Source organism: Candidatus Nitronereus thalassa, from assembly GCF_032191465.1.
Classification (GTDB): domain Bacteria; phylum Nitrospirota; class Nitrospiria; order Nitrospirales; family UBA8639; genus Nitronereus; species Nitronereus thalassa.
The window spans coordinates 416,446-440,594 of record NZ_JAQOUE010000002.1; the positions used below are offsets into that span (position 1 = coordinate 416,446).

Below are 24,149 nucleotides of genomic sequence, written 5' to 3' on the forward strand. Positions count from 1 at the left end.
ATGCGATTTATTACGCAGTCAGGTATTAAAATTACTTTGAAAAAGAAAAAGAAGAAGATCGGGATCAGAATCGCAAAGAAAATCTGATACAGAAAGAAGTACAGGGCATATTCAAAAACAGGGATTTTTTTGTTAGCGCACTGAAGCCCCACGCCGAAAACCGGATGGCATAGGCGAATAAATGAGGGAACACGTTGCGAAGAGCGCTATATTTGTGCGCGCCCGAGAGGCTGTGAGCGCCCGGCTGACAACGTAATTACGGAAATGGACAGGTTTAGAGGTGAACTACAGGCTCTCTCGATGCTCCCTCACCAACCCAACAATTCTGTTCATCACCCGTTGGGACCGTCGTTGCGCTACTGACTTACGATTTTTGATTTCTTTTTTCTTGTCTGGATCAGGCCGCATTTTTTGATACAGAATAAAATCACGCAATACCGCTTGAAGTTTATCAAACGATAGTCGCTTTCGTTCCCTCAGAATTTTTTCTGTCACCCAAATAATGGACTCTCCGGTGATGCGATCATACTGGTTAATGATGGATGCCCGCATCCCGAGTTCGAGTAACATTTGTCTTTCCGTTTTTTTGAAATGTTTCGCCGCTTGATGCACTAATGCCCTATATAGTTTTTGAAATTCTCGTATTTTTCTGATTTTCGTCTCATCTAACGTTCTGTCCCGTTTGTTGGCATAGCTTGACGCCATCGTTCCCATAAAGACGTCAGGGGTCATGATCGCATCCGTTTCAGACAGATGAGGGGGTAGGGCTCGCAGAATATCCCTCATACAATAAATGGCATCCCAGGTGAGCCCGTCTGCAACCTTGTACACGCCTCTTTTCGATTTCGCCTTTTCGAAATAACTAAACACGCCTTTAAATTTCTTCATTAGATCCTGGTGTTCTGTGAACAGGTATTCTCGATGGGAATCCTTAAATCCGATTTTGTATAACAGATGACGACACAAATGGTGTTCAAATTCCTGATCAAACACCTTCAACAATGTATGGCGAGTAAAATGTTGAATAGGCTTCTTCTGACCTCTGACGAGAAAATCACTCATTTGAATAAACGTTTGCACGATATATCGGGCCTTGAGTTTTTGTTCGGGAATGGTCGTGGACCAACGATCCGTGTCATCAAATCGGTACTCGTGGTGATACAGGCCAAACTGCCTCACTGACCCATAGTCTATGATTCCACCGTCCATCAAAATATTGTCTCCGTCCCAATCTAACCAGACGAAGAGATAGTCTGATTCGAACGTGGCCGTGGTCTGCGCAAACTGGTTGGCCATGTACTCTGCAAGATATTCATAGCCTTTCTTTCGAGAACTCTGCCTGGGCCAATCACCGTTCAACACCTGTCGATCAATGTAATAGTCCACCGCGGCACGTAGCCCTTCAAGATCCCCCTGCTTGAGGTATCGAAACAGATGTGACGGTCGCAACAAGTTCGTTCCCGCTCGAACATTAATCGCGTTTCCCTTTGGATATTCAATCATCGCCAAGGTTCTCTCCGTCGCGATACCATTTCTATGAAAAATTTCACTCAACAGGGCTGCCGAAATTCCATCCTCGAGGTCTGCATACCCACATCCATAAGATGCGAAGGGGTCGCCGGTTTTAAAAAACTTCTTTTCAATGGCCGTGGCTGGGCTGAGGCACGTCGCCCCTGTTCCGCAGCTTGATACGTCCCACGTGGTCCCACGATAGGAAATCTGGCCGTTCCAGATGCTTCGCCCATCTCCGGACGTGCGTCCGGTTTTGTCCGGGTGTTGCAATTGCAGATACCGGGTCGCCATGTACTTATGAGGTTTTATATGCTTTTTGGGAATGAGTGTTTGATGGAAGACATCATATTCATTGATGATTTGAATGCCGAACGTATCAAGCACCGTTTGAGCCAGCTTGCGATTCATTTTCTGGGGGTGATCCCCAGCAATCAAACCCATCTCCTTCGCAAGGTCGTAGTTGAAATAGGCAAGCTTGCCCCCTTTCCGCAGGCGCACGGAGTATTCCACATAGCCCCCTGGGACGGCTTTCTGAAAGTCATGGTTTCCATTGATCAGACGAAACCTGTCATACCGCCGAGGATCTTGCTTCCCCTGACGCCCAGGAGCCCGCTTTGATTTTGGTAAAGTCTTCACAATCTTAGGAATCGGATATTTGATGAAAATAGTTTAATATTCACAAGCGAACATTGGATTGATACATCATCGACGAATATAAAAGAGTGGGCCTTCTCTCAAGTGAGTGAATAAATTTTAGGGAATCATTTCCTGAAAGGCTTAATCGAAAAAAAGTTGATAGGTTTCTCTGCGAGGGAAAAGTGGCCAGGCTTTTTTGTAGATTTATGCTGATCCTCCCTCCCCTTTGTAAAGGACGTAATTTCCGAAGAGGGAAAGCGGGTGAGATAGAGCCCTCCTCCAATTCCTCCCCTTTGTAAGGGGAGGACAAAGGTGGGGTAGACTGTTCAACTCTAGAATGATGCGTGAGGTTTTCTTTCGCAGCACTCAATTGTCGTGACCCTCTACCTCCCCTGCACCTCCTTACAAAGGAGGGGAGTGGAAAACGACACAAGCTTCTCCCCCAGTTGTGAGAAGAGCCAAAATACTAGCATACGGAGCCGTTCATGAAACTCGTCTTGTATTCGGGTGGGCAAACAACTTCAAATCGTCTGATTCACCATGCCCTCTTTCAATTAGTGAACCCGAAACGAAATAAATCCATGACCTACATTCCCTATTGCCAGGACGGATCTGACCTCTTTTTTAAGAGGGCAATCAAACGATACCAGGGTGTGGGCTTTAAACGGTTTCATTGCTTGCCGGTCGATGTGCCCTATACTCGTCAGGATCTACAAACGGCCCTCAGGAGTGACGTGATTTATCTTGCGGGGGGAAACACGTTTTACTTTTTAAAACACCTAAAAAAAAGCGGATTGATTCCTCAATTGAAAACATTTGTCGAGAGAGGAGGCGTGCTCGCGGGTCTCAGTGCCGGGGCGATCATGCTTACCCCTCATATTGGCACCGCAGGGCCTCCCCTTCCGTACCCAGACGAGAATGACGTGAAGTTAAAAAATCTACGGGCCCTGGGTCTGGTCCGCTTTGAGTTCTACCCCCACTACGCCTCAACGCTCCACACCAACCAAGCCATCCTTCGGTACAGTCGCACCACCAAATACCCCATTTTCGCCTGCCCCGATGGCAGCGGCATCACGATCAATGAACATCGCATGACCTTCATTGGAAAAGTGTTGATGTTTTTTGGAGGAAAGAAAGTGGAGATTTTTTAATTTCCAAAGGGGGAAGGAAAAAGGCATTCGATACTCATGCCTCACCCCTTGCCATTTTTTTTCAAAGGGCAAGGCCGACCTAGGCAGGGTTTTTTGACAAACCCGTTTTTAGGAAGGTTTTATTTCCCGGGCGGCTTGAAGCACCCAAGCTTTTAAGCTGCCGGCTTGTTCGGCCACATCCTGAATGTTCGTTAAGTCATGGGCCCAAACTCCTTGAACTTCTTCGCCCTTCCCAGTGATATCCTTTTGGATGGCCGCAAGTTCCACATCAAACCGCTCCACAGGCTGAGATTCAATTCGCCGGGTGCCACGCTTCTTATTCATGATGCCATCCGCACCAAGGTCGCAGGCAAACCGGACGAGGTCGAGCTTTCCGTCGGGTAGGAGCTTAGCAACCAATCGATGGGTCGTTCCTGCTTTGGAATGCACAAAAGCCGCTTTATGGAATCGTTCCCCCTTGGCAGGGTCGACCTCTAGCGTGGTCATATCTGGGGCTGGGGCTTCATCAACTTCTGCCATATGTGATTCTCCTTTTCATCTATTGGTACTGACGACCTGATAGTTTGCAACTCTCTGACCTTAGCAAAGGCCTCAGTGAGGAGCAAGAAGTCGGGGTTTCGTGATGATTATGGATTGATCCGAGGGTTTCAGGATAGGTATCTATACATTGGTGAAACCTTGCCCCTTTACTGGACATCGGCCTGGTTCCTGCCTTCAGCCTTGCTGGCGAACTTTTTGAACCATCCCCGTTGACTAGACGTCCCCACTCACAAATTCGTTAACTGCGTGCGCGAACAGGTTGATACTGCCGTGACCGTGTTGCGGCATGTTGGGCTCGCCCTTCGTTTTCAAATTTGCGTCGCGCGAGGAAGTTTTTAGTAAACCGCAAGAGGGTTTCGGGTGCATAATAGGGAATCGTTTTGACCGTGGAGTCTTGCAGGAATCGTTTGAGATCTTCGGCGGGGGTGTCTTGGCAAAGCTCAGCGGCGATAGAGAACCCGGCACTGCCGGGCCGCACATAGTCCGCGCGAAGCGGAAGCGGGTCGCTGCCGGGGAGTATTCTTATACCTTGTTGTTCGGCTTGGAGAAACGGCTCGGGGTAGGGAAGAAATGTATGGCGACTACCGTGGTCTCCCAAAAAAATTTCTTCAGGCTTTTGCGACTGCAAAAACTCCGAAAGTTTCTTTCCTTGCTCCCCCGACCATTTCGACGCGCCCCACAAGACCATGGGGAGGCCTCCACTCTTTCGAATGGCGTCAACCGTGGTGGCCAGCTTCCCCCCGTCTGGGAATACGGTCTCGGTGAGAAGTGCTGAAACGATCACCTGTCCTTTGGTGATAATCTGCCGTCCAGCGATGACCACAAGATCGTCCCCGCGAGACGATCGCAAGATCAGGGAGCATTGTTCTTTCGTGCGGTGGATTGTCCACGCCTCCCACGATCCATTCCGTATCGCTTCACCTTCGTCAGCCATTTTGGTGAGCCAACTAAACCAATCGTTCCCCTGGGATTCGACAAGCAGGAGCACCCCACCAAACTGGGTAAGATCATGCTCATACGCCTGCGCCGCGAAATTCACGCATGCGGCATCGAAGAACTTGTGCAGTGGAAAGCAGGCGTGAATATGGACCTGTGCATCGACAAACGTGCGGCTCTCGTTCATGGGGGTTGCTTGGCTGTTCTGTCGCATGATTCTCCGGCACCTCGGTCACCTTTTCGGCAATACCGCACTCATTATTTAGGCATCATTACGTACATTCATGGCCGGCATAATTTCACCACGATTCAAGACACCAGCCTTGGGCATGGCTTTGGGCCAGTTAGATGAACTCTATGAGAACGGAAGAAAATGAATCTTGGGATTTGGTATCAAAAGAACTTGAAACAACATTCATTTCTTGTGGGCGTGCTTTTCGTACCATTGCCTGGAAATCACCAAGGGGAAAGGAGTAGAGTTTGGTTCGGAAATGTCAGCACACCGAAAAGCCCTTGTCTCCAAAATTCTTTTTTATCACTTCACCCAAGAAAAATAAGTGAGCCTGAGAAGATCCCTCAACAGACTATGACTCCTGAAGATTTTATGCGCCTGGCGATTTCCATGGCGCGGAACGTCCCTCAATATCCATTCGGGGCAGTGATCGTTCGACGGCCCACCGGGGAGGTCCTTGCCCAAGGATATAACCGTTCTTCTCTCAATCCAACCTTTCACGGCGAAATCGATGTCATTAATCGTTGTGCTGCCGACCACGCCCCACTCGATTGGACCGAACTCGACTTATATACGACGGCTGAGCCGTGTCCCATGTGTCAGAGTGCCATCGAGTGGGCCGGAATTGCGACGGTGTATTTTGGAACGTCGATCCCTTTTCTCCAACAACTCGGGTGGAGGCAAATCGATATCCGGTCCGAAGAAGTATCTCGCCGTACCCCATTTCGAGACACCACCATCATTGGCGGCATTCTGGAACAAGAATGCAATGCCCTATTTGAAGCCGCCCACCAGAGTACGTGTAAGCAATAAACCCCTTTTAAACCATTGCGCTACATCAAAATTTTGGTCTGTGGTTTACCAAAGGCGGTGAGTTCTCTCCTTGCCTATTCTCCACAATTGCTTATAGTCCCGAACTCGGGCACAATTCATTTCCTACAGTCATGATTGTTGTACCTCGCAGGGGAAAGGAATTCGATCTTTATGAGCCAATTTGTGAATCGAATGATACGCGCGGCAAAACTCGACCCACAGGTCTATGAAGAAGTCGAAGCCGATAAAAGTACTTTGCCTCAAGCCATGGGCGTGGTGGTGTTATCCAGTGTGGCCGGTGGCATTGGGTTTATGGAAGAGACCGGATTGGGAGGGCTCGTGTTCGGCACGGTCCTGTCCCTTGCTGGCTGGTACATCTGGGCGTTTGTCACCTACCTCATTGGCACAAAACTTTTACCCGAACCCCAAACCTCTGCTGATCTTGGTGAACTGCTTCGGACCATTGGGTTTTCCAGCGCCCCCGGTTTGATTCGAGTTTTCGCCATCATACCCGCCTTAGACCTTGGAATCACCCTCGTGGCCGCGGTGTGGATGCTCGTCGCTATGGTCGTGGCCGTGCGGCAAGCCTTGGATTACCACAGTACCTATCGGGCCGTTGGGGTCTGTGTGCTTGGGTGGATTGTACAGGCAGTTTTTCTCGGAGTGATTTTGTGGATGGTAGGGGGAATGCCTGAACCCATGCCGGCCCACTAACTCTCTTTACCTTGTTCGGCAGCCGCCCCTTTTCGGAAATCTTTGTTCCGCGACTACGGCGTTTCGCCTTTTACCGCTTTCATAGAGAGCGAAATGCGCTTCCGAGGAATATCCACTTCCAACACGGTCACTTTCACTTGTTGACTCACTTTCACCACAGTGTTGGGATCGCTGACATAGCGATTGGCGAGTTGACTGATATGCACGAGGCCATCTTGATGCACGCCAATATCGACAAAGGCGCCAAAGGCTGTCACGTTGGTCACGACTCCGGTTAACACCATGCCGGGCTTCACGTGCTCAATGGATTGCACGGCTTCGTCAAATTGTACGGCTTCAAATTGCTGACGTGGGTCACGTCCTGGTTTTGCCAATTCTGAAAGAATATCCGTGAGCGTCGGCTTGCCGACTTCATCGGTAATGTAACGATTGAGATCGATAGCGCGTTGCCGCTCGGCATCCTTCATCAGCTCCTTTACCGTACAGCCAAGGTCTTTGGCCATCGCATTCACTACGGAATACCTTTCAGGATGTACGGCACTAGCATCGAGCGGATGTTCGCCATCGGTGATGCGCAAAAATCCCGCGGCTTGTTCAAAGGCTTTGCCTCCCAGGCGTGGAACTTTTTTCAGTGCCGTTCGGCTTGGAAAGGGACCATGCTCTTGTCGATACGCCACGATATTAGTAGCCAATTGAGGGCCGACACCGGACACGGCAGTGAGCAATTGCGGGCTCGCCATATTCACATTTACTCCCACTCGATTCACACAACTGATCACCACATCCTGTAGCCGCTGTTTTAAAATGCCTTGATCGACATCATGTTGGTACTGCCCGACCCCGATCGCCTTAGGATCGATCTTCACCAATTCGGCTAACGGATCCATGAGCCGACGACCAATCGATACAGCTCCACGTACGGTGACATCGTGATCAGGAAACTCTTCGCGCGCCACAACCGATGCAGAATACACCGAGGCCCCGCTTTCATTTACCATCACCAAGGGAATTTCCGTGGGCAAAGACAACCCGCGCAAAAACGTTTCGGTTTCTCTTCCAGCGGTACCATTCCCGATCGCAATGGCTTCAACCTTGAACCGCGCGCAGAGCCCGACAATCGTTTCCCCCGCTTTGGCTGCCCCGCCTGCGCCCTGATGTGGAAAGATCGTCTCCGTATGTTGGAGATTCCCTTGCCGATCGAGGCACACGACTTTGCAGCCAGTGCGAAACCCTGGATCAATCGCGAGCACATGCTTTTGTCCTAACGGTGACGCCATCAACAATTGCTGAATGTTTTGTGCAAACACGTCAATGGCCGTGAGATCCGCTCGAGTTTTTGTCTGAAGACGAGTCTCGGTTTCCATGGCAGGTGCCAGCAGTCTCGTGAAACCATCTTGCATGGCGAGAGTCACTTGATCTGACGCAGAGCTCTTCCCTTTTATAAAGAGACGATGCAAGAGAGACAGCGCTGCCGGCTCCGGTACCACCACACGAAAACTCAGAAAGCCTTCCTGCTCTCCACGACGCATGGCCAACACCCGATGTGACGGCGCAGTCGCCACGGGTTCTTCCCACTCGGCATAATCTCGATACTTGCTAGCTTGAACATCTTTTCCCCTCGCGCCAGTGGTCTTGAACTTCCCTTGTTCCAAAAATAACGCTCGCATGGAGGCCCGAGCCTGATGGTCCTCGTTAATCCATTCCGCCATGATGTCGCGCGCCCCCGCCAAGGCATCCTCCACCGATTCCACGCTCTGCTCTGGATTGAGAAATTTCAATGCTTCGGCTTCGACATTCAACCTTGGATCTTGTCCCCAAAGACTTTGCGCCAACGGCTCCAGCCCTCGTTCTTTGGCAATCATGGCTCGCGTGCGGCGCTTGGGTCGATAGGGCAGATACAGGTCTTCTAGCTCCGTCATCGTGAGGGCCGCGTCAATTCGTTCCTTCAGACTGTCCGTAAGTTTCCCCTGTTCTTCGAGGGACGATAAGATGGCGGCTCGACGTTTATCCAATTCTCGAAGTTGGGCAACACGATCGCGAATCGATGTGATGACAACCTCATCCAGGCCACCGGTCACCTCCTTCCGATACCGCGCAAGAAACGGCACCGTAGCGCCGTCATCCAACAGCTCCACGGTGGCCGTGACTTGTTTGATGGCAATCCCCAGTTCCAACGCCATGGTTTTATGGTGCAATGCCGAATTCATCTGTTCATGACATCCTTTTCATCATGCAAAGTTTTGGTTCGGGCTTTCCAAACTGATTCGCCCCAAAATGCCTTGACGAAATTCTTTGAGGAGGATTCTGGCGGCTTGTTCTTTATCCAGTTCACCGCCCTTTCCCTTACAGAGGCATCCCCGTTTGATAGCAATAGCTTCAAGAATTTCCGCGCCTTCACCCTCTTCGATCTCAATTCCATAGCGCTTCCTCAGCAGCGACGGGTAGCGGGCATGGAGAGTGGATGCAAGAAATTCTGCGATTTCTTCATCGACCACGGCATTCGCCCCAATAGCATGAATTGACGCCAGCAGGAACCCGACCAACGGGGTCTCGATTTTTGGCCATAAAAGGCCGGGGGAATCTATCAGCGTCAGACGATCGCTCACATTGTGGCGTTGCTGCTTTTTCGTCACAGCCGGTTCGTTCCCGACCTGCGAAAGGCGACGTTTGAGCAACGAATTCATCAACGTGGATTTTCCTACGTTCGGAATGCCCATGATCAACAGGCGTAGTGGTTTCGTTGGACTGTGACGATGAGGCGCAAGTATTTGGCAGTGACCGGGCACTTTCATCGCCTGCCCCACGAGATTCCCGGAAATGGCTATGGCGTGAACGCCCGCTTGCTGTTGATAGGCCTTCACCCAGGCTTTGGTGACCACCGGATCAGCAAGGTCAGCTTTGTTTAATACTTTGAGGCATGGACGGTCGCATTGCCGACGCAATTCGGTAATCATCGGGTTGCTACTTGCCGAAGGCACGCGGGCATCAACCAGTTCGACGACCACATCAATCGACTCCATCGTCTTTGCCACTTCTCTGCGCGCCCGGTTCATATGCCCGGGAAACCATTGTATGGTCATACCGCTCCCATGGTTACACCGGAAAAGTCTTCCCCACCCACCGCAACACTTTGCTCAATTCAGCCTCGGTCATGGAGGTGCGCGATTTTTTGAATTGCCGATAGACGGCTCCGTTGACCGTGCCATGCTTCAACCGTCGGGACTGTTCATGGGCACGCACATGTTTTTCGATTTGAACCCGCAACCGGTCGAGGCGTTCTTTTGGGGTCTCTTGAGGTTCTTCGACATGCGCGGCCCCAGGCATATTCGCCCATAACCCTTGTTGGCGAATACCCAGGACCCCTGAGCTTAAGGGTTCCATCCTTAATTCCGTTCGGTCCATAAAGGGTAAGAGGCCCGACCCATCGAGGCTGGCATCTTCCTGAATCCCAGCCCTTGAAGTCGAAGACCGAAGCTCCACCTGCCGTTGGGCCAAGATGTATCCCATACATTCACGAAAAGGCCGATCATCAGGCGCATATATATAGGCGCGTTGTTCCTCATAGGGACCGGCCAAAGGATCCATCCGTGTGGCCCGATGGACGACTTGTTCGATCCAGGGTTTCGTTCGGATGTGTGTCAAGCAAATCAAATGCGTAATAGCCGGAACATCCAAACCCTCGTACGCCATCGCCACGGTAATGAGACAATCCACGGCACTGATACCCTGCCGTTTGAACGCTTTTATTGTTCGATAGGCCGATGACGTATCGTCACTGGTCGCAATCTTTGCAGGGACCCCACGTGCCTGAAGCCAGGCTGTATATTTTTGCGCTTGCTCGATGTTGGCCGCTACGACGAGTAATTTTGATCGAGGATGAGTCGCCCGATAGGTTTGCCAGGCCTTCACCCCTGTATGGAGAAGCTCCAAGGCCGCTTCAGTTTTCAATGCCGTAAGCAGCGCTTCCGAAGTTTTCTTTCCAGCCTCGGCTAAACTTTCCACATGATGCTCGATACCTTGCACATCTAACCACGTGGCTTGGCAATTGGCATAGTGCACCGTCAGGTCAATACAAGCATGTTCGCGAATGGCATCAGCCAGTGAATATCGAATCACCGCCCGAGATTCGGTGTGCGCCCAATCGATGTCATCCAGCTGGTGTGACGAGGCATACGGCATGAAGGCCATCCGCATTCGATCGCCTCGCTCGAATGTCCCACTCATCAGCACCCGTAAGACCGCTTGCTCATAGAGGGGGTGAATCGCCTGGTGCCACACACCATCGGCTTCCATATGATGAGGTTCATCCAGAACCAGAATATATCGTTTTCGACGAAATTCCTTGGCGTTAATCTTCCGCGCATCGGCGGCCAAGGCTTGGTAGGTGGTGACATAGGCAGCACAGCCTCGTGTAGGAGACTCCTGATTGGTACTCACCATGGCTTCGAGCCGATGGCCGAGCATGGTGCGATGGGTGGGATCTTGAAAGCCGCGTGCCCCTTGGTCTTGCAACACCCGTCGAGGCACGACCCAACACAGGGCATCGGCAATGGTGGGAATTAACCGTGCAGCCAGGATTTGCGGCAGGAGACTTTTCCCCCCGCCTGGAGTCACGGCACACACAACATCGGTCAAAGAACGCCCCTGAAGCACAGACTCACAGATATCGAGGAGCTCTTGTTGATGTCGGCGTAACGGCATTGGGTTTTAAAATTGGAGGAACTCAGCAAAAATCGTGCACGGATTGGCCACCGAGAACAAACGGTTCAAAAAAAATCATCAGATTACCCTGGCTTATTCTCCATAGAGATACCCAAACCAACACATTTTGGCAATTCACCTCGGCACACACTCGGAAAAAGGTGAAAAACGTCCAAGGGAAGTTTCCAACTTGAATCTTTCTCCTCGAAAAGCGTAGGACTAGTAACTCTCGACGTCGTCGATTGAAACCACACACCTTCGGATCATTGCAGACCACCCAACGCCCTGGAACAATATCGTTGCCGTTTGTAAAGTTGGAATATCCACGTGACATCACCCTAAAGGAGCAGAGCCATGCCAAAGGCCAAACGAGAAAAAAACTGTTATATCTGTGAAAAGGCCGATGGAATTCGGATGAGTTTTATGGTCTGCGCCCGATGCGCTCGTCACTTTTGCAGCCGACATGGTGATATCCAATTGGATGAATGCACCCATTGCATCGAGGATGGAGAAGAAACGTAGCTCTGCCCCCATTGCAAACCTGCGTTTCCGCATTCATCAAGAGATTGCCAATTTTGTTTTTAAGATGTGATACAGGCTTGTTCCTCTCGTTGCTGCATATTTTTGAATATTTTTCCGTCTTCAGATTCTTTGATTTTTTCCCGAAGAAGTACACATGTCCACCGGCCTTTATCCTCTGAGAATCTTGTTATGGCCCTAATCTTCCTTGAAAATATTGACCAGCTACGCCTGGGACTATATGTCAAAATCAAAGGGTCGTGGTTTAGCCACCCCTTTTCCGTCAGCTCCTTTAAAATCAAAACAGCGAAGGAATTGGAAATTCTTCGAGGCTTGACTCGGGTCAAACTCTATTACGATCCCACGAGATCAGATCCCGACCCAAACGCCATCGCTGCCGATACAACTTCCGATGAAAAAACCTCCATGATGGCCATGGAGGATTCGGAAGCAGCCTCACTTGAAAACCAAAAAGAGGATCTGCGGACCGAAGGCTCAGACCCTGAACCCGTGGAAGAATCCCTTGCGGAGACAAAAGAAAAAGCGGCTTCCCTGCAAAAACAGCGTAGCCAGATTTTTCAGGAGCAGATGACCCATTTAAAGAAAGTGGAGAGTACCTATTCCAAGGTACTCAAAGACAGCGAAACCATTTTCAACAATTTGATCGCCAGTCGTCCGGAAAGTATTAAAGCTGCGAAACAGGTAGTATCTGGCATGGTGGATGTCTTTCGTCACCAATCGGTGTCAATGACGCTCATGGAAGTCTTGGGACGAAACGGGTTAGGGTGGGGACTCTCCACGCATTCGCTCAACGTAAGCATCATGTCCCTGCTCATTGGGCACGAATTGGGAATGTCCAAAGAAGATTTGCAACTCTTAGGACTGGGAGCACTCTTTCATGATCTCGGGGAACGACTCGTCCCCATGAAAGTCAAATTCATGGAAGGGGGCATGAAGATGCAGTCTGATTCCTCCCTACACCAACTACACCCGGAAAAGGGTTGTGAGTGGCTGGAGAAGTTCGCAGGGTTTCCACCCGAGGCATTAAGTATCATTCTTCAACATCATGAACGATTAAATGGGACAGGATATCCCCAAGGCCTCCGTCAGGAAGACATTGGACTCCCCGCGCAAATCGTCATGGTCGCCGATGAATATGATGAAATGTGCAATGCCCCTCGACAAGCGGATCGGCGCACGCCCCATCAAGCCCTGGGCCTCTTATTTCGGGCATTCATGGGAACGGATTCCCATAAATTCTCCGAGGAAGTGGTGCAAGCGTTAATCCGGGTGTTGACCGTTTATCCCCCAGGCACCTTTGTCCAACTTTCAGATGAGTCTATGGGCGTCGTGACGAGCATCAATCAAAAAAACCCAACTCACCCTTTGATCATGCTGTATACTCCACAAGAATTGAATAACGAAGCTACGATCATTGACCTGGCGAAAAATGAGCATCTCAAAATTGGAAAGGTGCTACGGCCCAATGAATTGCCATCCAAAGTCCATGAAAAGTTAAGCCGACGCCATGTGGCCATCTTCCTCCATGCCAGTGAAGAAATCGCCCAACCCGTTCCGGCCTAAACCTCACGAATACTTTTGTGGCAACGCCACACGATCTTTATCTCCCATTATTTTTGCTAATTCCCTCCCTTATCCAAATCCGCACTAGCCGGGTCGAGATCGGATTTGCTAGTATGCGCCTCCCATGGAAATTGGCATTGTCGGGCTACCCAACGTTGGCAAATCAACGATTTTCAATGCGCTGACGTCAGGAGGCGCGGCGGCGTCGAATTATCCCTTCACCACGATCGAGCCAAATGTCGGTGTCGTAGCCGTCCCCGATGCGCGGCTAGACCGCCTCACCGAGCTATTCAAACCAAAAAAGACCATTCCCGCTTCCTGTCGCTTTGTGGATATTGCTGGCCTCGTCAAAGGCGCGGCGAGCGGTGAAGGATTGGGGAACAAATTTCTGGCCAACATTCGTGAAGTAGACGCCATTCTGCACATGGTCCGCCTCTTTGAAGACCCTGATGTCGTGCATACCCTGGGAAGCGTCAATCCCAAACGCGACATTGAAGTAATTGAAACCGAGCTCATGCTCGCGGACCTGGAAAGCCTCACGAAGCAATTCGATAAAGTTTCTGGCAAGGCCAGGACGGGAGACAAGGCCTCGAAAGAGGCTTTGGTGATCCTGGAAACCCTCAAGAACGGTCTGGAAGAAGGCAAGCCGGCAAGAACCTTGGGGATTGAGGAGGAAACCCTCCAACCCTTCTTTCTCTTGACGGCCAAGCCGGTTCTCTATGTTGGCAACACCGATGAGAACCCAGACCAATCCGTCATCGCTGAGTTTCAGGCGTTTGCTAAGGAACGGCACTCCGAGTCAGTGGTTATTTGCGGGAAATTGGAAAGCGAAATCGGTGAGTTGTCTGGTGAAGATCGGGATTTATTTATGGCAGACCTCGGCATGGAACAAAGTGGCCTAGAAAAAGTCATTGTTAGCGCCTACAAAACCCTTGGATTGTGTTCCTACTTCACTTGTGGCCCACAAGAAGTTCGTGCTTGGACCATCCCCGTCGGCGCCAAGGCGCCTCAAGCCGCTGGCGTCATCCATACCGATTTTGAAAAGGGCTTTATCAAGGCTGATATTTACGGATTTCCAGATATCGACCAGTTCCGTTCAGAGGTGACGCTACGCGAGAAGGGCCTAATCCGCTCGGAAGGCAAGGAATACGTTGTGAAGGACGGCGATGTTTGCCACTTCAAGTTTAATGTATAATCCGTAAGCCTGAGGGCTGTGCACGGCCTACTTTTCAGGATGCCTACAAAAGGTGTACACTAAGTGTCGATCCTCTTCCTAAGAAGGGGATTTTTATGGCGTAACGGGAAGTCACCCCGTTGGGTTTCTTCACTCCCTCCGGTTGCCTTCGCCACTATTATTATTTCTTCACTGACAAAGGAATGACTACATGGGAGATGCCAAGGTACGGTTTGCCGAAGGTGAAATTGGGAAGCTATTTTCGTTTACTGGGAAGGAGATCCCACCTGGCACGACTCCCCTCATCGAGGAGGATGGCGTCAGTTTGACCGAAGCCGGGAAAGCGTATTGCCAGAAACGAAAATTAAACCCTCACATAGAATCCATCCGCGTACAACATGGTCAGCAAACGTCTTATGCCGTGATCTACGCAGCGGAAGCCTCGATCAAAAATCAAGAGAGTCGCTTGGACGAAGACGCCAAGAAAAAAGCCATATCTGAACGCCTCAGACTTGATTGGGCTCAACAGGACAAAGCCTATCAAGACGCACTCAAAGCCAGGTCGTAATTTTCACAAAGATCGTTAATCCCTGCGCATTTTTTGTCTTTATAGATAACGGTGCGCAGGCTTTACCCATCTTCCTCTTTTTTTTTCACCAAGACTTCTCCACCGTCAGTATTCTTTCCACAGTACTCAGTTCCATCACCATGAATGCCGTTTTTTATCCCTTTCATCTTTGCCAGGAATCTACCCTCCACCATCTCCTGCAACTCTATGAATCCCTCCACTTTCGTGACTTCATGGCGCTCCAACTCACACCTTTGGTTGGAACGACCGCTTTCCCCGACCGAATGGGGGATTATTATCCCGAATTATTGAGGACTGGCCGGATTATTCAAGGCCATCAAGTCAGTGGACCAATGAATGGGGAAATGATTAAAGGTATAGATCGCGATCTGGCTGATACTCAGTGGCGATCGATATTCCACGAGGCCCTAGTACATGACTATCGATTTCAGCGAGGATTGTTTGATAAGTCCAAACTTCGCTCAACAACACAGGAGGCGTCAGAAATTAAATCGCTATTGTCGACGTTGGCTGAGACAGAGTGGATCAACTATGGATTTCAAGTTGATACCATCAAAACCCTGAGCCGCTCGGCACATTCTCCACAGGACGGACCTACATTTGAATATGGATGGGCCTTGCTGAAAACCAGTGCCTCGCTGCTCTATACCATTCAACTCTGTCACACCCTGGACTCCGTGGCGGTCACCGATTCACGGGCCCATCACCAGCTTCTCACTCAAACATGCAGGCGAGACAGCGTTTATCTCAGAAATGTCTATCTGGATCCAAAAGATGGGAAGGAACATATAGCCTCTTTAGGGGACATGTCCCCTAAAGATTCAGGCAGGGCGGGATAAACTTATGAACTCAGCACGAATGAAAAATTACGCATGACTTTCTACAACACTGCTTCGGGGCCTTTGGGTCTCCAAGCTCTGGCCAAGGCTTTGGCTTCCTTGATTTGGGCTGGTGTGAGCACCTCTTCCAACATGCCCAACGCTTGGATGGCGGGATCCATTCCCTGCTCGGCAGCCAGCATGGCCCATTTATAGGACTGCACATAATCCTGCGCCACACCCTCTCCTTTAAAATACATCAAGCCCAAATGATTTTGCCCAGCGGCATTTCCCTGCTCCGCAGCACGAAGGAACCACTGAAACGCCTGCTGGTAATCTTTGGGAACACCTAACCCATATCGAAACACCAGGCCGAGATTATTTTGAGCCGTGGCATTCCCCTGATCGGCCGCACGTTTATACCATTCCTGCGCTTTCGAAAAGTCCTGCTTCACCCCTTGGCCCCAGCGATACATGAACCCCAACATGTTTTGAGCTTCGGGATTACCTTGATGAGCCAAGGGTTCCCACTCCCGAAAAGCCCTTTCGAAGTCTTCACCTAAATAGGCATTTTCCGCGGTTTCAAAATCGGCCCATGCTGGATTCGTGGCAACACTCAAAACGACAATCATCAAACCAAAAATTGAAAGAATCTTTTTCATTATTAGCCCTCCGGAATTTTCCAGCCTCCCGGCTACCCCAACGATTCAACATCGATAACAAAGCGGAAGCGAACATCGCCTTTTAAAATTCGTTCGTAAGCCTCATTGACCTGCTGAAAAGGAATCACCTCCACGTCAGAGGGGATTTGATGCTTCGCGCAAAACTCGAGCATTTCCTGCGTTTCAGAAATCCCTCCAATGAGCGAACCCACCATACGCCGACGTTTCAAGACCAAATGAAACGCGGCCACTGGTAAAGGCTCGCTAGGAGCCCCGACTAAGATCATGGTTCCATCTCTGGTCAGCAAATCCAAATAGGCATTGTAATCATGGGAGGCAGACACCGTATCGATCACAAAATCAAATTTCCCTGATTGTTCTGACAACGCACCATCTTTTTCGGTCGACACAAAGTCAACAGCTCCTAGCCGATAGGCATCTTGCCGTTTGCGTTCAGAGCGGCTGAAAACCGTCACCTCCGCGCCAAGAGCCCATCCAATTTTTACAGCCATGTGACCTAGCCCTCCAAGCCCCACAACTCCCAGCCTATGACCTTTCCCCACACCCCAATGTTTCAAAGGGGAATAGGTCGTGATACCCGCACACAGCAACGGAGCCGTACCCTCCAATGACAGAGAAGACGGGACCCGTAACAGATAGTTTTCATCCACGACAATCTGCTTGGAATAGCCACCATAAGTTGGCGCACCCTGTTTATCGAGACCGTTATACGTCAGAATCATGCCCGCTTCGCAGTACTGTTCCAATCCTACCTGACATGCTCCACACCTCCGGCAAGAATCAACAAAGCACCCCACCCCAACGCGGTCCCCTTGCTTAAATTTTTTGACTTCCCCGCCAATTTGGATGGCCGTTCCTACGATTTCATGCCCAGGCACCATGGGGAAAAAGGAACCACCCCATTCATCACGGGCTTGGTGAATATCGGAATGGCAAATTCCACAATACTGGATTTGGATAAGCACATCGTGAGGCCCAACGGCTCGTCGATTAAAACTAAATGGCTCCAACGCTGCACCAGCGCTCATGGCCGCATATCCCTTAGTGTGCAACATGAACATTCTCCCTATTCTAGAAACGTCATAGTGATTATCGCATACATGCCCTAAGAACAAAATTATTTCATCATGGCATAAACTAAGGACCCGAGTCGATCAAGCTCAGGACAACATTGGGGCTTTCATACATGAACGCTCCAGGCAACCCAGCAACAGGTGAATGAGAGGTCGACTGGACGACGAGAGTCAAAGGAGAAACTCACGTATTTAGTTTAACTTGTGTGGACGGAAGAATAAACGATGGTTACTCGACTGCAAACTTTGCAGGAAATTCTTGATCATCCAGGGACAGGGGTCTTGTCAAAATAAAGCCTGAGACGCTGAAGCCGATCAAAGCAAAAAGGCTATTCACCACCATGCTCACATTAACGACTGAAAGGGTGACAGAGGACAGCCCCACCATGAGGGCCGAGGCCTTTACTTTCGTGGCTTTGCGGATACTTCCCATCGTCTGTTCCGGCCCTTGGAATAATGACGGAAATACACCATTCGCCACCACTTCACAAAAACCGAAACGACCGGTACAGTGGTGAGATTATGATTTCAGATCCTCATCTATCGCCTTCGTCAACAGCATGGGAAAATTTTTGTGCGTCCAGAACAGAATATCTGACGGCACTCGCCATCACCGTAGCTCAGGGTGTCACTCGTCAGGACACGGCACATCCGGCCTTTTGCGGGTGCATAGATTGGCATTCCTGTGTACATGGCATCTATGCTTTGCTCACCGTTTCGCGACTGACCGACGATCCCCAATGGGCGGAAATCGCGGAGTCTCGACTCACCCCTGATCAACTTGACCAAGAACTCATCACCATCCAGCGGGAGGAAGTGAATCAAGAACTGCCTTATGGATTTGCGTGGTTTCTAAAACTGGCCCTAGAACGTGAGCGATACTCGGGTAAACCAGATTTACGCCCTTTAGCCACAGAACTCGCACAGCGTTTAGAGCAATGGATATTTTCCCTTTCCCCAGAAAGAATCACCTACCATGCTCAGCATCGGGCCTACGGAAATCTATCTTGGGCCTTAATTAATCTGTGGGAATGGTCTCAATTTCAATGTGAGAGAGACCGGACCGCGAATCTATTGCAATGGACCAAAGATCGACTCCTTCCCCTTGATTCCATCGTCCCTCAGTCGTGGGATAACGCCACCGATGAATTCTTCCCCGCCGCACTTCAGCGAACCCGCGCATTGCTGGCAATCTTACCGAAGAAGGAAAGCAAAGAGTGGCTGGAGGCATTTTTGAATGAGGGGGAATTCCTCCAGCCTGTGGAGCACCCCTCATCTCCACATTCGGCAGGGCTGAACTTTAGTCGCAGTTGGGGCTTGTGGGATCTCTATTCCCATACCGGCAAAGAAGCCTATCGGGATCAATACGTCAACCACATTGTCACCCACATGGAATTACCTCAATACTGGCGTGACAACTACAAAAAACATAGCCATTGGGTTGCCCAGTTTGGCATCTATGCCATCGCCTTGAGTTTCGATAAACCCTTGAACTGAGCAACCCTCTTATTCAATTTTTTGGTAATTGTCAGAAACTGTATCACGCTATCAGATTACACGAACCCTAAATTAGAAACTGGGAAATTCACCAAATTGGGGAACACTGCATTGATATCTGACGAGTTCACCCCAAACCAATTGGCCAAGGTCGCTCCGTATTGATCTACACTTGTCGTGGGTATCCATCGTCCCCTGCCATCGGTCGTATCTGGCCCATCTAATTGCAACACGGGGGGCATCCCATAAATACCTCCAGTCACGGCTCCGCCTAACACAAACTGATAGCTTCCCCAGGCATGGTCCGTCCCTAAATTTGGATTAGGTTGAAATGTCCGTCCAAAATCCGACTGCGTAAACGCCGTAACTTCGTTTTGTACATTCAAATCCAACGTCGCTTGATAAAATGCAGCCATCGCCTCGCTCACGCCGCCCAGGATTCCCGCATGTCTCGGCAATTGATCGGAATGTGTATCATACCCACCGGTAGCGCAGAAAAATATTTGACGCCGCATACCCAAGCTATTTCGCGCTTGAATGAGTTTGGCCACATTTTCTAGCTGGCGACCTAAGGACGACGATGGGAAGGTTGTGGGCAACGTGCTGGATTCCAACGCCGCGTCGATCGCTTGACCAACCTGAATCCCTTCGGAGAATGTAGTATTGGCCATATTCATGAGAATAGAACCAGATTCCATGTTTAACATTTCCTGAAGAGCCGCTGTACGCGCTTGTCCAGACTCTCCCGAATCCCCGCTCAAAAGAATGCTTCCCCCGCCTGATAACGATACTGGCTGAGTCTGCGCTCCGATTAACAACGCATTGCTTCCAGACATGGATAAACCAGCGGGAAATGTTGCAGGCTGATTCAACGCTTGAAGTTGATCAATCATACGCCCACCCCATCCTGAGGCAGAGGGCCCCTGGGGACTGGCATTTTGCATTTGCTGTTGTTGATCCGAGTGCGAAAACAACGACTGAGGACGCGGCTTCAATCGATTTCGGTATTCATCTTTGGTTAAAGGTTCGACCAAATTTCCACAATTGGCCACAACCGCTAATTGTGAGGACAACCCTGCAAGATGCGTCATACTTGGATGCAGTCCATACTCCGTGTTTCCATAGGTACTGTGATTGATATTGCCAATTGACAAAAGACTACCTGGAGTATGAGCAATTGCTCCTCGTACTGCCGCATAATCGGCTTGTGCTTGGCCCGTGATCGGCACGACTGTGTTATCGCCATCATTGCCACCAAACAAGAACACACAGACTAAGGCTCGATAATCTCCAGCCGTCTGGGCAAATGCATTCAATGCTCGAAATGGAAACAGTTGAGACGCCACGCCAAAAGCTGTTCCATAGGCTGCCATCTGCAGGACTTTTCTCCGTGATAAAGCCACCATGATTTATCCTCTCAGTTGAGGTCTGGCATTCTTCAGAATGCCAGACCATATGTTTATTTATTGTGAATCAGCCATGCTCAATGTTGCACTTGATACTTGGCCGATGTCGCAACCAAATAGACTGCCGTGCGTGCCCGCGTTGTCGAATTCGACGACACAGACACTGCAGTAATGATGCTCTGCCGTTCGGCATCGGATAAATTCTCATGCAGCAAGGCACGCTCCACTTCGGCGACTAGCTGACCAGCATCGGCTGCGACAGCTTCAAACCGAGACAGATCGACCGTAGTTCCCCCACCTAACCCATTGGTCACCACGCGGTTCACAAAATTCGCTCGCGCAATCACATTGGTCAGGGTATGAATTTGATACTCCGGTCCGAATAGATTCGTCCCCGGAATCTTGTACAACGGTGAGAAGAAATTGAACACGCTCGGCGGCGAGAACAGTGTTTGCCCCAGGTCACGTGTACGGGTATAGAGCGGATTATCGAGCTCCACATCCGCTTCTAATGCACGCAACAGAGCCATGGCATACAGGATCGGCTCCCGCAGATGGCTACCATTTGGTACTACCGTTGCCGCTTCAGCATCCATCAAAATCGCGGTGATCACGGCTTGCATATTTCCACGCACTCCGCTGCCGTCATCATTGAACACCGCGGCCACACGTTGAATGTATTCTGGGCTTGGGTTACTCGTCACCAAGTTGCGGATGAGTCGTGTTGCCACAAACGGACCCACGTTCTGATGCTCGAAGATGTGAGTCAGCGCAGCATCTAAATCTTCCTGCGCAGTTCCACCTGCTGGAATCACGAAGCCATTCATCAACAATTTCTGTTCAGTGTCATGATGCTCTTCAATGGCTTCCATAGGCCCATCAAAATGTGAAGGATTCCGCCATCGTGGAGTTTCTCCTGGTCTAGTGGGATAGGTCCAACCAGTAAACACGCGAGAAAGATTGATCACGACATCTTGGTCATAGGTTGGAATGGGTTGCCCATTCGTATCCAAGACCTCGCTGCCATCAGGACTCAAGACATTCAATCCAACAGAGAACAGCTGGAGCAATTCTCGCGCATAGTTCTCATTTGGATTCAGCCCAGACCCCGGGTCGGTCTTGTCATTGTTCACCATATCTAGATATAGACCCATGGCCGGACTCAGTGTGACATCGCGCATGAGGTCATAGAAATTCCCAAATGCATTATTGAGCATGATGCGTTGATACGGGATCATTTGATCATCCCTGCCAAGAGCATTTGCGGAAACCACAAACAGTTGGCTCAACGCAAATGCCACGCGTTGCCGTAGTTGATCCTGTCCATGGAACACATTATGGAACCATTGATCTTGTAGCGGTCCCAGAGAACTGGAATCATCTACTGGATCAGGATAGGTCGATGGTGTGGCGTTAAACTGTTCAGCCAGGAACGCCGTCTTCCCAATGGATTGCAGGTGAGCAATCGAGGTTGGATTTGGTCCCCACGTGGATTGCTCTAAGAACCGAATGGCATCTGCATTGGTCGTACCACCAGGGGTTGAAGGAACAAAGGTCGCCGTGGCTGCAGTTGCCGCAGTTACCGTCAATGCACAGCTTCCAATACCACTACAGGCTCCAGTCCAACCAGAGAAGGATTGGCCCGTATTGGGAATCGCACTTATTGTCACTATAGTCCCGGTTGGGATTGGATTCGTACAGGTTCCGGTCGTACACGTCAGATTGACCGGCGTGATTACGACAGACCCATCACCAACAACCGTGACACTCAAATCCACATTGGGTGGTGGTGGCGGCGGAGTAAAGGTGGCCGTGATGACGACTGGCGCATTCAATGTCACTTTACATCCCTCGCTACCAGTACAGCCGCCGGCCCATTCACCAAAGACTTGGTTTTCTCCAGGTTTCGGTTGCAGGACCACTTCGGTTCCTTGAGGAAACTGCCCAACGCAAGTACCAGCTTCACATTCCAACCCTTCAGGGTCGCTGATCACTTCGCCGAGCCCCACAATGTTTAATGTGAGCGCAATCTTAGGAACGGCTTGAAACTCAGCTTTAACTGACATGGACTTAGACAGTGTTAATTTACATGTGGACTCAGACGAGGAGCAGTCACCGGTCCATTTGCCAAAAAGTTGTCCTTCACCAGGCTTTGCTATCAGGGTCACAGGTGAGCCTTGAGGATATTCCGCGACACAAGTCTCAGTTTTACATTCAATCCCATCAGGATCACTGAAGACCACACCCTCTCCTGCAATCATCACCGTGAGGGTTTCTTTAGGAATGAGCACAAAGTTCGCATTGACTTCAGCGGGTTCATTCATCGTGACTTTACATTCTTCGTTCCCTTTGCACGCACCAGACCATTCTGAAAACACATGGCCTTCGCCCGCCTCCGGCTTCAGGGTCACTATGGTGCCAACAGGAAATCCGCCCTTACAGCTTTCCGTGGTACATTCAATGCCTTCAGGGGAACTTGTGACTTTTCCTTTGCCTTTCATAGAAAGAGAAAGGACAACTTCTTCAGGAGGGGGGGGAGGTGTGTTCGTGAATTTGGCGAGCACGGTTCGAGGTCGTCGTAGTTTAACGGTACAAGTCTCTGACCCACGACATGCTCCGCGCCACCGTTTGAAGGATTGTCCTTCCCGAGGAACTGCGGTCAGCGTGACATAGGATTTTTCAGGAAATTTTCCAAAACAGACATGTTCTCGACATTCAAGGCCTTCTGGGGAACTTGTAATGCTGCCTTCACCTTTGACCATCACGCGCAAGGGCATGAGTCGAGGAATCCGGAACTGCGCCAAGACATTGCGTGGCCGTTTGAGTTTGACTTTACATCCTTTGGATCCCCAACAGGCTCCTCGCCATTTCTTAAATATATGGCCGTCACCAGGGTCGGCATGAAGTCTGACTACCGTTCCACGAGCAAATTCACCACGACATTTTCCTGCAGTACAAGAAATGCCCTCCGGTGTACTTGTCACCTTTCCTTCACCCCGTACATATACGGTCAAAGGAACGGGAAGTGGGGCTTTGAAACTGGCTAATACCGTCTTAGGTCGTCTCAGTCTGACCTTACATCCTCGCGACCCGCCACATGCTCCACGCCATTGAGAAAACTCCATACCGTCTACAGCTGACGCTCGAAGCCGAACGACAGTCCCACGAGGAAACTCTCCTTGACACCTTCCCTCTGAACAGGAAATTCCCTCTGGTTTGCTCGTCACTGTCCCACCACCTTGAACCACAACTGTCAGGGGTACCGAACGATGTCTGTTCTGAAACTTATGATCGTTAGATTTGGCCATGGCCTCAGGCACCACGACTAAGGAAAGCAGGAAAATTATTTGGAGGACAAATCCTATGGGTGAACGGCCTTTCAGGCCTAAAGCTCCCGAACACCAGCCTCCTGAAAACACACGAGACCGGTCTGGACACCTTGCGACATATGCCCCGTTTTCCTGGTGCTTCGCTGTTGCCAAAATGCGTTGTACCGCCATAATCTTCCTCCTTATGAAACTCACCAATGTCCCATTATTTACGCACGAATCCCTAGGAACGATTTCACTCA

General features: G+C 50.3%; 20 protein-coding genes. 9 read left to right on the forward strand and 11 right to left on the reverse strand.

Annotated elements, in window-relative coordinates; genetic code table 11:
• Positions 1 to 285: 285 nt before the first annotated feature.
• Complete coding sequence (locus PPG34_RS17295; protein WP_313834696.1) at positions 286 to 2,148, reverse strand: protein adenylyltransferase SelO family protein; 1,863 nt, start codon at positions 2,146 to 2,148, stop codon at positions 286 to 288.
• 485 nt (positions 2,149 to 2,633) lie between these two features.
• On the opposite strand from PPG34_RS17295, the gene PPG34_RS17300 reads away from it, so the two are divergent.
• Positions 2,634 to 3,299, forward strand: a complete 666-nt coding sequence (locus PPG34_RS17300; RefSeq protein WP_313834697.1) for a Type 1 glutamine amidotransferase-like domain-containing protein — start codon at positions 2,634 to 2,636, stop codon at positions 3,297 to 3,299.
• A gap of 108 nt (positions 3,300 to 3,407) precedes the next feature.
• Here PPG34_RS17300 and PPG34_RS17305 read toward each other — a convergent pair whose 3' ends face one another.
• A complete protein-coding gene (locus PPG34_RS17305; RefSeq protein WP_313834698.1) occupies positions 3,408 to 3,818 on the reverse strand; it encodes a hypothetical protein in 411 nt (136 codons plus the stop codon).
• Between the two features lie 259 nt (positions 3,819 to 4,077).
• Positions 4,078 to 4,989 (reverse strand): hypothetical protein, encoded by a 912-nt coding sequence (locus PPG34_RS17310; RefSeq protein ID WP_313834699.1) that lies wholly within the window; start codon positions 4,987 to 4,989, stop codon positions 4,078 to 4,080.
• A gap of 372 nt (positions 4,990 to 5,361) precedes the next feature.
• On the opposite strand from PPG34_RS17310, the gene PPG34_RS17315 reads away from it, so the two are divergent.
• Positions 5,362 to 5,820 carry a nucleoside deaminase gene (locus tag PPG34_RS17315; protein WP_313834700.1) on the forward strand — a complete coding sequence of 153 codons (459 nt, stop codon included), beginning with the start codon at positions 5,362 to 5,364 and terminating at the stop codon, positions 5,818 to 5,820.
• Between the two features lie 171 nt (positions 5,821 to 5,991).
• A complete protein-coding gene (locus PPG34_RS17320; protein ID WP_313834701.1) occupies positions 5,992 to 6,534 on the forward strand; it encodes a YIP1 family protein in 543 nt (180 codons plus the stop codon).
• A gap of 53 nt (positions 6,535 to 6,587) precedes the next feature.
• Here PPG34_RS17320 and PPG34_RS17325 read toward each other — a convergent pair whose 3' ends face one another.
• Genes PPG34_RS17325 through PPG34_RS17335 form a run of 3 tightly spaced genes read right to left on the reverse strand, consistent with a single transcriptional unit; the run spans position 6,588 to position 11,235 of the window.
• A complete protein-coding gene (locus PPG34_RS17325) occupies positions 6,588 to 8,741 on the reverse strand; it encodes a Tex family protein (RefSeq protein ID WP_313834702.1) in 2,154 nt (717 codons plus the stop codon).
• 21 nt (positions 8,742 to 8,762) lie between these two features.
• Positions 8,763 to 9,614 carry a ribosome biogenesis GTPase YlqF gene (gene ylqF / locus PPG34_RS17330; RefSeq protein WP_313834703.1) on the reverse strand — a complete coding sequence of 284 codons (852 nt, stop codon included), beginning with the start codon at positions 9,612 to 9,614 and terminating at the stop codon, positions 8,763 to 8,765.
• Between the two features lie 13 nt (positions 9,615 to 9,627).
• Entirely contained in the window at positions 9,628 to 11,235 is a 1,608-nt protein-coding gene (locus tag PPG34_RS17335; protein ID WP_313834704.1) for a DEAD/DEAH box helicase, read from the reverse strand.
• Positions 11,236 to 11,589: 354 nt separating this feature from the next.
• Here PPG34_RS17335 and PPG34_RS17340 point away from each other — a divergent pair, with 354 nt between their 5' ends.
• The 5 genes from PPG34_RS17340 (at position 11,590) to PPG34_RS17360 (ending at position 15,940) form a co-directional block, all read left to right on the forward strand.
• Entirely contained in the window at positions 11,590 to 11,757 is a 168-nt protein-coding gene (locus tag PPG34_RS17340; RefSeq protein ID WP_313834705.1) for a hypothetical protein, read from the forward strand.
• 189 nt (positions 11,758 to 11,946) lie between these two features.
• Positions 11,947 to 13,338: a cyclic di-GMP phosphodiesterase gene (locus PPG34_RS17345; RefSeq protein WP_313834706.1), complete on the forward strand. Its 1,392-nt coding sequence runs from the start codon at positions 11,947 to 11,949 to the stop codon at positions 13,336 to 13,338.
• Between the two features lie 124 nt (positions 13,339 to 13,462).
• The gene (ychF, locus tag PPG34_RS17350) at positions 13,463 to 14,533 is read left to right on the forward strand and encodes a redox-regulated ATPase YchF (RefSeq protein ID WP_313834707.1); all 1,071 of its coding nucleotides are present in this window, start codon (positions 13,463 to 13,465) and stop codon (positions 14,531 to 14,533) included.
• Positions 14,534 to 14,723: 190 nt separating this feature from the next.
• On the forward strand, positions 14,724 to 15,080 hold the full coding sequence (locus PPG34_RS17355) for a hypothetical protein (RefSeq protein ID WP_313834708.1): 357 nt from the start codon (positions 14,724 to 14,726) through the stop codon (positions 15,078 to 15,080).
• A gap of 140 nt (positions 15,081 to 15,220) precedes the next feature.
• A complete protein-coding gene (locus tag PPG34_RS17360; protein ID WP_313834709.1) occupies positions 15,221 to 15,940 on the forward strand; it encodes a hypothetical protein in 720 nt (239 codons plus the stop codon).
• Positions 15,941 to 15,981: 41 nt separating this feature from the next.
• Here the strand turns inward: PPG34_RS17360 and PPG34_RS17365 are convergent, their stop codons facing one another.
• The 3 genes from PPG34_RS17365 to PPG34_RS17375 all read right to left on the reverse strand — a co-directional run bounded on the left by PPG34_RS17365 (position 15,982) and on the right by PPG34_RS17375 (position 18,108).
• Positions 15,982 to 16,581 (reverse strand): tetratricopeptide repeat protein, encoded by a 600-nt coding sequence (locus PPG34_RS17365; protein ID WP_313834710.1) that lies wholly within the window; start codon positions 16,579 to 16,581, stop codon positions 15,982 to 15,984.
• Between the two features lie 32 nt (positions 16,582 to 16,613).
• Entirely contained in the window at positions 16,614 to 17,657 is a 1,044-nt protein-coding gene (locus PPG34_RS17370; protein WP_313834711.1) for an NAD(P)-dependent alcohol dehydrogenase, read from the reverse strand.
• 247 nt (positions 17,658 to 17,904) lie between these two features.
• A complete protein-coding gene (locus tag PPG34_RS17375; protein ID WP_313834712.1) occupies positions 17,905 to 18,108 on the reverse strand; it encodes a hypothetical protein in 204 nt (67 codons plus the stop codon).
• Positions 18,109 to 18,197: 89 nt separating this feature from the next.
• Here PPG34_RS17375 and PPG34_RS17380 point away from each other — a divergent pair, with 89 nt between their 5' ends.
• Complete coding sequence (locus PPG34_RS17380) at positions 18,198 to 19,172, forward strand: DUF2891 family protein (RefSeq protein ID WP_313834713.1); 975 nt, start codon at positions 18,198 to 18,200, stop codon at positions 19,170 to 19,172.
• Positions 19,173 to 19,228: 56 nt separating this feature from the next.
• Here PPG34_RS17380 and PPG34_RS17385 read toward each other — a convergent pair whose 3' ends face one another.
• The gene (locus PPG34_RS17385) at positions 19,229 to 20,578 is read right to left on the reverse strand and encodes a DUF1501 domain-containing protein (RefSeq protein ID WP_313834714.1); all 1,350 of its coding nucleotides are present in this window, start codon (positions 20,576 to 20,578) and stop codon (positions 19,229 to 19,231) included.
• A 77-nt stretch (positions 20,579 to 20,655) separates the two neighbouring features.
• Complete coding sequence (locus PPG34_RS17390) at positions 20,656 to 24,078, reverse strand: DUF1800 family protein (RefSeq protein ID WP_313834715.1); 3,423 nt, start codon at positions 24,076 to 24,078, stop codon at positions 20,656 to 20,658.
• Positions 24,079 to 24,149: the final 71 nt, after the last annotated feature.